The organism is Kineococcus aridisoli, from assembly GCF_050871885.1.
Classification (GTDB): Bacteria; Actinomycetota; Actinomycetes; order Actinomycetales; family Kineococcaceae; genus Kineococcus.
Genome location: NZ_JBJLSF010000127.1, coordinates 1 through 9,375 on the forward strand (window position 1 = coordinate 1; position 9,375 = coordinate 9,375).

A 9,375-nucleotide genomic window follows, 5' to 3' on the forward strand; every position below is an offset into this window, starting at 1 on the left:
GGGGGGGGGGGCGGGGCGGGGCGGGGGACGGCGTCAGTCGACGGTCAGCGGGGCGACCTCGCGCAGGGCCACCACGGTCTCCAGCGCGGCGAGGACGGCCTCGGCCCCCTTGTCCTCGCGCGAGCCGCGCAGACCGGCCCGGTGCAGCGCCTGGGCCTCGTTGTCGACGGTGAGCACGCCGAAGCCGACGGGCACGCCGGTGCTCACGGCGACCTGCGTCAGCCCGGAGGTGGCCGCGTCGCAGACGTAGTCGAAGTGCGGGGTGCCGCCGCGGATGACCACGCCCAGGGCGACGACGGCGTCGACGCCGGTGCGGGCCAGGCGCGCGGCGGCCACCGGCAGCTCGAAGGCGCCGGGCACGCGCACCTCCACGACGTCCTCGACCCCGGAGGCCCGCAGCGCCCGGCGCGCCCCCTCCAGCAGGCCGTCCATGACCTCGGCGTGCCAGCGGGCGGCCACGAGGGCCACCCGCACCCCGCTGCCGTCGACCTGGATCTCGGGGCTTCCGTCGCCGCTCACGCGTCTCCTCCTCGTCCGGCTGCGGACAGGTGCGCCCGCAGGTCTGCGATCGTCAGCACGGGCAGGTCGTACCTGCGGCCGAGCTCGACCACCTGCTCCCAGCGTGACATCGACCCGTCGTCCTCGACGAGCTCGGCGATGATCCCGACGGGCGCCAGCCCGGCCAGCCGGCACAGGTCGACGGCGGCCTCGGTGTGCCCGGGGCGCTCCAGCACCCCGCCGGGGCGGGCGCGCAGCGGGAAGACGTGACCGGGGCGCACCAGGTCGCCCGGGGTGCTGGCCGGGTCGGCGAGGACGCGGGCGGTGCGGGCCCGGTCGGCCGCGGAGATCCCCGTGCTCACACCGCTCGCCGCGTCGCAGCTGACGGTGTAGTCGGTGCGCAGGGAGTCCTCGTTGCGCTCCACCATGCGCGGCAGGCCGAGGGCCTCGGCGCGCTCGGCGGGCATCGGCGCGCACAGCATCCCGGAGGTGTGCCGCACGGTCCAGCCGATCCACTCGGGCGTCGCCAGCTCGGCCGCCAGCACCGCGTCGCCCTCGTTCTCGCGGTCGGCGTCGTCGGTGACCAGCACCGGCCGTCCCGCGCGCAGCGCCTCCAGGGCCGCGGCCAGCGCGCCCGCGGCCACCGCCGGCGCGCTCACGGGGCGACCTGCTCGCCGGAGCGCCCGCCGGAGCGCTCGGCGCGGTCGGCGGCGGTGATGCGCTCCACGTACTTGGCGAGCACGTCGACCTCCAGGTTGACCAGGGCGCCGACCTCGCGGCGGCCCAGCGTGGTCAGCTCCAGCGTGGTGGGGATGAGCGAGACCTCGAACCAGGGCTGCGGGTCGTCCACGGCGCTGACCGCGGACACCGTCAGCGACGTGCCGTCGACGGTGATCGAGCCCTTCTCCACCACGTAGCGGGCCAGGCCGGTGGGCAGCGCGATGCGCACCACCTCCCAGGCCTCCCCGGGCGTGCGGGCGGCGACGGTGCCGGTGCCGTCGACGTGGCCCTGCACGATGTGCCCGCCCAGGCGGCCGTGCGCGGCCATCGCCCGCTCCAGGTTCACCCGGCGGCCGGCGGCCACGTCGTGCAGCGAGCTGCGCCGCAGCGACTCCGCCATGACGTCGACGGTGAAGACGCCCGGCTCGGGCTGGTCGACGACGGTGAGGCAGACGCCGTCCACGGCGATGGACGCCCCGTGCACGGCGTCGGAGGTGACGAGGGGTCCTCGCACGCTCAGCCGGGCGGACTCGCTGCCGCGCTCGACGGCGACGACCTCGCCGACCTCCTCAACGATCCCGGTGAACACCGGTGGCCTCCTTCACGGGCTGGGCGGGGTCTGCGGACCAGACCCCGGACGGGACGGGACGCGCCACGAGGCGGACGTCGTCGCCGGTGCGCTGCACCGAGCGCAGGTCCAGGCGGGCGATGTCGGGCATCGACCACACGCCGAGGTCGCCGACCGCGGCCGGGCCGGCGCCGAGCAGCGCGGGCGCGAGGTAGCAGACGACCTCGTCGACGAGACCGGCGGCGGCGAAGGCCGCGGCCAGGGTGGGCCCGCCCTCGAGCAGGACGGTGCGCACCTCCTGCTCGGCGAGGGCGGCCAGCACGGCGTGCGGGTCGCGCGAGCGCACGTGCAGCAGCCGGGCGCGCTCGTCGCGCAGCCGCGCCCCGGCGGGCAGCTCGCGCAGACCGGCGACCACCCGCAGCGGCTGCGGGCCCTCGACCTCGCGGCCGTCGGCGCGCACGGTGAGGGCGGGGTCGTCGGCGAGGGCCGTGCCGGTGCCGACGAGGACGGCGTCGTGCTCGGCGCGCAGGCGGTGGACGTCGGCGCGGGAGGCCGCGGAGGTGATCCATCGGCTGCTGCCGTCGGCGGCCGCGGAGCGCCCGTCGAGGGTGGCCGCCCACTTCCACGTCACCCAGGGCCGGCCGCGGCCGACGGCGGTGGCCCACCGCTCGTTGAGGGCGCGGGACTCCTGCGCGAGCAGGCCCGTCTCGACGTCGACGCCGTGCGCGGCCAGCTCGGCGGCGCCGCCGGCCGCGCGGGGGTTGGGGTCGGTGTCGGCGACGACGACGCGGGTGACACCGGCGGCCAGCAGGGCGCGGCTGCACGGGCCGGTGCGACCGGTGTGGGTGCACGGTTCGAGGGTGACGACGGCGGTCGCACCGCGGGCCGCCCCCTCGGGCAGGGCCGCCAGGGCGGCGGCCTCGGCGTGCGGCGTGCCCGCTCCCCGGTGGAAGCCCTCGGCCAGCACCCGCCCGTCGGGGGCGAGCAGGACGCAGCCCACGCGGGGGTTGGGGCCGGTGCGCGGGCCCTGCGCGGCCAGCTGCAGGGCGCGGCGCATCGCGCGCAGCTCGTGCGCGGCGCGCTGCGGGTCGGCGGGCGTCGCCGCCGTCGCGTCCAGCACGGTTCCCCACTCCCGACGGCCGGCAGGCGGTCCGGGCGGGGGGCAGGCCGTCGGGCGGTCCGGGCGCGCACGCGCCTGCGGACCGCCGACGACACCGACGCCGGCGCCGCGACCGCGGTCGGCGGGTGCCGACGGCGGGTCGCCGCGACGACGTCGCGCGCTGCCTCCCATCCGGACTGTCACCGTCGGTCCCGGAGTTCCACCGGATCAGCCGCCCACCGGGGTGGGGGCTCGCGGACTGTCACCGCCGGTTCGGAATCTCACCGACCCCGGAGCACGCGTGTCGTGCGGTCTTGCTCGCTGTTGCTGCTCTGTCGCTTGCTCTGTCGCTGGCTCTGTCGCTGGCTGTGTCGCTGGGTCTGTCGTCGTCCCGGGCTGCTCGCCCGGGTGCGGCCAGTCTGCCACGCGCTCCGGGGCGCGCCCGGGGGCCGGTGCCCCGGGTCCCCCGGTGGGCTCAGTGGGCGCAGGCGGCGGTGGCCAGCTCGCGCAGCTGCGCGATGGCGGCCGCCGCGTCGTCGGCGCCGTAGACGGCGGAACCGGCGACGAACACGTCGGCGCCGGCCTCGGCGGCGCGCTCGACGGTCGCGGCCGAGATGCCGCCGTCGACCTGCAGCCGCACGTCGAGGCCGGAGGCGCCGATGGCCCGGCGGGCGCGGCGGACCTTGGGCAGGGTGACGTCGAGGAAGCTCTGGCCGCCGAAGCCGGGCTCGACGGTCATCACGAGCAGCATGTCGAACTCGCCGAGCAGGTCCACGAACGGCTCCAGCGGCGTCGCCGGGCGCAGCGCGAGACCGGCCCGGCCACCGGCCTTGCGGATCTCGCGGGCGAGCTTGACGGGGGCGGCGGCGGCCTCGGCGTGGAAGGTGACGCCGGCGGCGCCGGCCTCGGCGTAGGCGGGCGCCCACCGGTCGGGCGCCTCGATCATGAGGTGGCAGTCCAGCGGGACGGGCGAGACCGCCTGCAGCGCCTCGACGACGGGCAGGCCGAGGGTGAGGTTGGGCACGAAGTGCCCGTCCATGACGTCGACGTGCGCGGCGTCCGCGGTGGAGATCCGCGCGAGCTCCGCCTGCAGGTTGGCGAAGTCCGCGGACAGGATGCTGGGGTTCACCTGGATGGCCACCGGGCGACCCTAGCCGCCGCCGGAGCGGCGGCCGGGGACCACCCCCGCGGCTCTGACGTCATCGCGCACCACTGGTGTACCGTGACGTCATGCCGGAGACGACCGCGTTCACGCTGCGCCTGGACGCCGCGCACCGCTCGATGCTGGAGCGGCTGCAGTCGCGCAGCCCCGGCGTCTCGCGCCAGCGCCTGTTCGAGTCGCTGCTGGAGAAGGCCGACGAGGCCGACCGCGCCGACGTGCAGGACGTGGCCCGCGCCATCTACGCGGGCAACCGCGAGCTGTTCGACGCGCTGGTGGACAGCGAAGCGCAGCCCGTCTGAGGTGCTGCACCCGATCCGCTACCTGACCGTCGGCGACGTCGTCCGCTTCACCCGGCTCTTCCCCGACGGCCCCTACGGCGTCCGCGACGCCGGCCTGCTCGCGCTGGCCGTCCAGCGCCCGCAGCTGCAGGTCCTGGGCCGCGACGCCTACCCCGACCTGCCCCGCAAGGCCGCCGCGCTGCTGCACTCGCTGGCGCTCACCCGCCCGCTGGTGGACGGCAACGAGCGCACCGCGCTGCTGGCGGCGCTGGCCCTGCTGCACGTCAACGGCACCAGCGTCGGCGTCACCTCCCCGCGCGCGGGCCGCGAGCTGACCCGCGACGTCGCCGAGGGCCGCCTCGACGACGTCGGCGAGATCGCCCGGCGCCTGCTGGCGCTGCTGGACCGGAACCTGCCCGGCTGAGGGCCGGCGCCCGCCCGGCCGGGCTCAGCGCCGCACGACGTCCGCGGGCGACAGGTCGCGGATCGAGCCGATCCCGAGCTGGCGCAGCGTCGTGCGCAGCTCGTGCTGGTACTGGGCGAGCACCGCGGCGACACCGGCCGCGCCGTCGGCGGCCAGGCCCCACATCACCGGCCGGCCCACGTGGACGGCCTTGGCGCCCAGCGCGAGCGCGACCGCGGCGTGGTGGCCGCCGCGCACGCCGGAGTCGACGTGCACCTCCACCTCCGAGCCGACCTCGGCGAGGATCTCGGGCAGGGCGGAGGCGGAGGTGACGGAGATGCCCAGCCGGCGCCCGCCGTGGGTGGAGACGACGATGCCGTCCGCTCCGGCGTCCACGCAGCGGCGCGCGTCGCGGGCGGTGAGCACCCCCTTGGCCAGCACGGGCAGGCCGGAGACCTCCGCGAGCCAGCCGATGGTGTCCGGGGTGAGGTCCAGGGCCATGTCGACGTCGCTGCCGTAGCGCTCGACCTCGGCCTCGGTGAGGTTGCCGGTGCGGTACTTGTGGTGCGACTCCACCCAGTTGCGCGGGTCGATCTCGGCCTGCTCGCGCCCCAGCGCCGTCGTGTCCACGGTGAGGATCAGCGCCTTCGCGCCCGCCTCGACGGCCCGCTCGACGAGCAGCTGCGTCACCGAGCGGTCGCGGGCGACGTAGACCTGGTACCACCAGGGCGCGCCCTCGGCGGCGATGTCGGCGAACCTCACGCCGGTGTTCGTGGAGACGCCGAGCAGCGTGCCGGCCTGCGCGGCGCCGCGGGCGGTGAGCACCTCGCCCTCCGGCCGGGCGCCGACCTGCTGGGCCATGGGCGCCACGAGGACCGGCGCGGCGACGGGGGTGCCGAGGACCTCGGTGGCGGTGTCCTGGGTGCGGCAGTCGCGCAGCACGCTGGGGCGCAGCCGGAAGCCGTTCCAGTCGGCGATGCCCTCCCGGTCGCAGGTGCCGTCCCCGGCGGCGGAGTGGTAGTACGCCGCGACGTAGTCCGGCAGCACGGCGTCGGCGCGGTGGGCGAGGTCGTCGATCCAGGTCACGGACGGCATCCTCGCCCACGCGCGCCCCCCGGTGTCACCGGGTTCACGCGGAAGGGCTCAGTTGAGGGCCTTGGTCCCCTCCGGGATCCCCCCACCGGCGTAGATGCCCTGCGCGGCGGCCTGCAGCGCGGTGAGCGCGACGCGCTGGGTCATCGGCCCGTAGCTGATGCGCGCGACGCCCAGCTCGGCCAGGCGGGCCTGGTCGGGCACCCCGGGGAAGCCGATGACGCTGAGCCTCTGCGGGCCGAGCGCCGCGACCAGCTGCTGCACGGCGTCCTCGTCGAGCGGGCCGGGCACGAAGACGGACGTCGCCCCGGCCTCCAGGTAGGCCTTCCCCCGCTCGGCGGCGTCGGCGAGGACGACCTCGCGCGGGCGGTCGCCGCCGCGCACGAAGGCGTCGGTGCGGGCGTTGAGCACGAAGGGGACCCCCTCGGCCTCGCCGGCGGCCACGACGGCCTCGACCTTGGCGACCGACTCCGCCAGCGGCAGCAGCTGGTCCTCCACGTTGGCGCCGACGACGCCGACGCCGATGGCCCGGCGCACCGTCTCGCCGGCGTCGCCGAAGCCGCCGTCGAGGTCGGCGGTCACCGGCAGGTCCCCGGCGGCCACGACGACGCGCCCGACCATCGCGAGCGCGAGGTCGAGGGGCACCTGCTCGCCGTCGCCGTAGCCGAAGGTGGCGGCGACGGAGTGCCCGGCGGTGGCCAGCGCCCTCGTCCGCGGCTCGGCGGCGACGACGCTCGCGCTCACCGCGTCCCAGACGTTGACGAGGACGAGCAGTTCGGGGTCGGTGTGCAGCTGCCGCAGCACGGCGGCCTTCTCGGCGGAGTTCACCCGGTCAACGTCTCACGGCTGCCGCACCGGCCGCGCGGAGAATCCCCCGGCTCAGGCCCGTCGGCTGCTGGCCCTCGACGCCACCATCGAGGCCGCCCGCGCCGGCGAGAGCGGCAAGGGCTTCGCCGTGGTGGCCGAGGAGGTCAAGGAGCTCTCCAGCGAGACCGAGCGCGCCACCGACGACGTCAGCACCGAGGTGGCCACCGTCCAGAGCCGCGTCGACGCCGTCGTGGACTCCCTGTCCGGCATCCACAGCGCCGTCGAGGGGATCAACCAGACGCAGTCGCTCATCAGCGGGGTGCTCACCGAGCAGGTCGCCGTGACTCGGGCGATCCTCGACTGACCCCCGCCCGACCGCGGCCGGGCGCGCGCGGGCTCAGTCCGCGCGGCGCAGCAGGGCCACGTGCATGGCGTCGGTGCCGTGGGTGTGCGGCCACAGCTGCACGGCGCTGCCCGCGGCCGCCCCCGGCAGGCCGTCGGTGATCCGCGCGAGCACCGCGGGGGTGTCCAGCCGCTCGACGGCGACGCCGCGCCTGGCGGCGGCCTTCACCGCGTCGTCGACGACGAGGCGGGTCTCCCCGAGCACCGGCGAGCACGTCGCGTAGGCGACGACCCCGCCGGGGCGCACGGCCTCCAGCGCCGAGGTCAGCAGGGCGCGCTGCAGCGGGCCGAGCGAGCCGAGGTCGGCGGGGGTCCGCCGCCAGCGCGCCTCCGGGCGCCGGCGCAGCGCCCCCAGGCCCGTGCAGGGGGCGTCGACGAGGACCCGGTCGTAGGCCTGCGGCTCCTCGGCACCGACCTCGCGGCCGTCCGCCACGCGCACCTCGGCCCCGCCGGGCACGGCGGCGAGCGCGGTGCGCACCAGCTGGGCGCGGTGGGCGGCGACCTCCACGGCCGTCAGCCGGGCACCGCGGCCGGCGGCGGTGGCCGCCAGCAGGGCCGCCTTGCCGCCGGGGCCGGCGCACAGGTCCAGCCAGCGCTCGTCGCGGCCCTCGACGTCCGCGGCGGCCAGCAGCTGGGCCACCAGCTGGCTGCCCTCGTCCTGCACGCGGGCCCGGCCCTCGCGCACGGCGGGGACGGCCGCGGGGTCGCCGTGCCGCAGCACCGCGGCGGTCGAGGCCCACCGGCCGGGCACGACCTCCACGGCGGAGCCGCCGCCGAGCAGGTCGGCGGGGGTGGCCAGCCCGGGCAGCGCGGCGAGCGCCACCGCGGCCGGGGTGTTGTCGGCCGCCAGCAGCGCGGGCAGCTCGGCGGGGTCGTGCCCGTGCGCGCGCAGCGCCTCGCGCAGGCTGCGCACGACCCACTGCGGGTGCGAGTGGCGCACCGCCAGGTCGGCGTCCTCGTCCCCGGTGCTCGCGACCTCCTCCAGCCAGCCCTCCAGCTCGCGGCCGACGGCCTTGCGCAGCACGGCGTTGACCAGCCCCGAGGGACCGCCGCCGAGGACGTTGCGGGCCAGCGCGACGCTGGTGGCCACGGCGGCGTGGTCGGGCACCCGCATGGCCAGCAGCTGGTGCGCGCCCATGCGCAGCACGTCCAGCACACCGGGGTCGAGCTCCTCGAAGGGGCGGTCCACGACGGTCGCCAGCAGCGCGTCGTAGGTGCCGCGCCCGCGCAGCACGCCGTAGGCGAGCTCGGTGGCGAAGGCCGCGTCGCGGCCGCCGACGCGCCGCTCGCGCAGCAGCTTGGGCAGCACGAGGTTGGCGTAGGCGTCCTCGGCGTCGACGGCGCGCAGCACCTCGTAGACGACGCGGCGGGCCTCGTCGACGCGGGTGAAGCGGTCCTGCTTGACCCCGCGGCGCGGGCTGCTCTGACCCGGGATGCTCCGGCCGGTCACACGAACTCCTCCCCCGGCTGCGGCCGGGTACCGCGCGCCCAGTCGGTCGCGCTCATCGGCTTCTTGCCCGAGGGCTGGACGCGGCCGAGCTCGACCGACCCGGCCCCGGTGCCCACGAGGACCCGCTTGCGCTCCACGACGACCCGGCCGGCGGGCAGCGGGTCCGGGTGCGGGGTCACGGGGCCGAGCTTGAGGCGCTCGCCCCGGAACGTGGTCCACGACCCCGGCTCGGGGGTGCACCCGCGCACGCGCCGGTCCACCTCGGCGGCCGGTGCGCCCCAGTCGACGCGGGCCTCCTCGACGCTGATCTTGGGGGCCAGCGAGACGCCGTCGGCGGGCTGCGGCACGGCCGTCGCGGTCCCGGCCTCGAGGGCGTCCAGGACGTCCACGAGCAGCCCGGCCCCGCGCACCGCGAGGCGGCCCAGCAGGTCCCCGGCGGTGTCGCGGGGGCCGACGGGCTCGGTGAGGCGGCCGAGCACGGGCCCGGTGTCCAGGCCCTCCTCCAGCTGGAACACGCAGGCGCCGGTGACCTCGTCCCCGGCCATCACCGCGCGCTGGACGGGAGCCGCCCCGCGCCAGGCGGGCAGCAGCGAGAAGTGCAGGTTGAGCCAGCCCAGGCGCGGGACCTCCAGCGCCTCGCGCGGCACGAGGGCGCCGTAGGCGACGACGGGGCACGCGTCCGGCGCCAGCTCGCGCAGCTGCGCGAGGAACTCCTCCCCGCGCGGGCGCTCGGGCTGCAGCAGCGGCAGTCCCACCTCGCGGGCGCGCAGCGCCACCGGGGAGGCGGCGCGGGGGGGGGGGGGGGGGGGGGGGGGGGGGGGGGGGGGGGGGGGGGGGGGGGGGGGGGGGGGGGGGGGGGGGGGGGGGGGGGGGGGGGGCGGGGCGTCGTGTTGCGG

At 77.7% G+C, this 9,375-nt stretch carries 10 protein-coding genes, 2 pseudogenes and 1 riboswitch; of the genes and pseudogenes, 3 read left to right on the top strand and 9 right to left on the bottom strand.

Annotated features, from left to right (window positions below; translation table 11 throughout):
- Nucleotides 1–33 precede the first annotated feature (33 nt).
- The 5 genes and pseudogenes from ribH to rpe all read right to left on the bottom strand — a co-directional run bounded on the left by ribH (nt 34) and on the right by rpe (nt 4,026).
- Complete coding sequence (gene ribH, locus ACRYM2_RS21800) at nt 34–519, bottom strand: 6,7-dimethyl-8-ribityllumazine synthase (protein WP_432524682.1); 486 nt, start codon at nt 517–519, stop codon at nt 34–36.
- 29 nt (nt 520–548) lie between these two features.
- Nucleotides 549–1,127, bottom strand: a pseudogene (gene ribB / locus ACRYM2_RS21805) (3,4-dihydroxy-2-butanone-4-phosphate synthase); the annotation flags it as partial.
- A 26-nt stretch (nt 1,128–1,153) separates the two neighbouring features.
- On the bottom strand, nt 1,154–1,807 hold the full coding sequence (locus tag ACRYM2_RS21810; RefSeq protein ID WP_432524684.1) for a riboflavin synthase: 654 nt from the start codon (nt 1,805–1,807) through the stop codon (nt 1,154–1,156).
- The gene (gene ribD / locus ACRYM2_RS21815) at nt 1,788–2,903 is read right to left on the bottom strand and encodes a bifunctional diaminohydroxyphosphoribosylaminopyrimidine deaminase/5-amino-6-(5-phosphoribosylamino)uracil reductase RibD (RefSeq protein WP_432524699.1); all 1,116 of its coding nucleotides are present in this window, start codon (nt 2,901–2,903) and stop codon (nt 1,788–1,790) included. The genes ACRYM2_RS21810 and ribD overlap by 20 nt, the downstream gene beginning before the upstream one ends.
- 156 nt (nt 2,904–3,059) lie before the next feature.
- Nucleotides 3,060–3,188: riboswitch (FMN riboswitch) on the bottom strand.
- A gap of 172 nt (nt 3,189–3,360) precedes the next feature.
- Nucleotides 3,361–4,026 (bottom strand): ribulose-phosphate 3-epimerase, encoded by a 666-nt coding sequence (gene rpe / locus ACRYM2_RS21820; RefSeq protein WP_432524686.1) that lies wholly within the window; start codon nt 4,024–4,026, stop codon nt 3,361–3,363.
- 89 nt (nt 4,027–4,115) lie between these two features.
- Between rpe and ACRYM2_RS21825 the strand changes: the two genes are divergently transcribed.
- Nucleotides 4,116–4,346, top strand: coding sequence for a hypothetical protein (locus ACRYM2_RS21825; protein ID WP_432524688.1), 231 nt, complete (start codon nt 4,116–4,118; stop codon nt 4,344–4,346).
- Between the two features lies 1 nt (nt 4,347).
- Nucleotides 4,348–4,749: a Fic family protein gene (locus ACRYM2_RS21830; RefSeq protein ID WP_432524690.1), complete on the top strand. Its 402-nt coding sequence runs from the start codon at nt 4,348–4,350 to the stop codon at nt 4,747–4,749.
- 24 nt (nt 4,750–4,773) lie between these two features.
- On the opposite strand, the gene ACRYM2_RS21835 is transcribed toward ACRYM2_RS21830, so the two are convergent.
- Both ACRYM2_RS21835 and ACRYM2_RS21840 read right to left on the bottom strand, forming a co-directional pair.
- Nucleotides 4,774–5,814, bottom strand: coding sequence for an alpha-hydroxy acid oxidase (locus tag ACRYM2_RS21835; protein WP_432524692.1), 1,041 nt, complete (start codon nt 5,812–5,814; stop codon nt 4,774–4,776).
- Between the two features lie 57 nt (nt 5,815–5,871).
- Complete coding sequence (locus tag ACRYM2_RS21840; protein WP_432524694.1) at nt 5,872–6,648, bottom strand: isocitrate lyase/PEP mutase family protein; 777 nt, start codon at nt 6,646–6,648, stop codon at nt 5,872–5,874.
- On the opposite strand from ACRYM2_RS21840, the gene ACRYM2_RS21845 reads away from it, so the two are divergent.
- Nucleotides 6,605–6,991 carry a methyl-accepting chemotaxis protein gene (locus tag ACRYM2_RS21845; RefSeq protein ID WP_432524696.1) on the top strand — a complete coding sequence of 129 codons (387 nt, stop codon included), beginning with the start codon at nt 6,605–6,607 and terminating at the stop codon, nt 6,989–6,991. The two genes, ACRYM2_RS21840 and ACRYM2_RS21845, sit on opposite strands and share 44 nt — an antisense overlap.
- 33 nt (nt 6,992–7,024) lie before the next feature.
- Here the strand turns inward: ACRYM2_RS21845 and ACRYM2_RS21850 are convergent, their stop codons facing one another.
- Both ACRYM2_RS21850 and ACRYM2_RS21855 read right to left on the bottom strand, forming a co-directional pair.
- A complete protein-coding gene (locus ACRYM2_RS21850; protein ID WP_432524698.1) occupies nt 7,025–8,479 on the bottom strand; it encodes an RsmB/NOP family class I SAM-dependent RNA methyltransferase in 1,455 nt (484 codons plus the stop codon).
- Nucleotides 8,476–9,264: pseudogene (locus tag ACRYM2_RS21855) on the bottom strand (methionyl-tRNA formyltransferase); the annotation flags it as partial. The gene ACRYM2_RS21850 and the pseudogene ACRYM2_RS21855, both read right to left, overlap by 4 nt.
- Nucleotides 9,265–9,375 lie beyond the last annotated feature (111 nt).

Bases quoted from the DNA above. Each gene is read 5' to 3' on its own strand.
- ACRYM2_RS21825 (WP_432524688.1), top strand. From the start codon at position 4,116: ATGCCGGAGACGACCGCGTTCACGCTGCGCCTGGACGCCGCGCACCGC.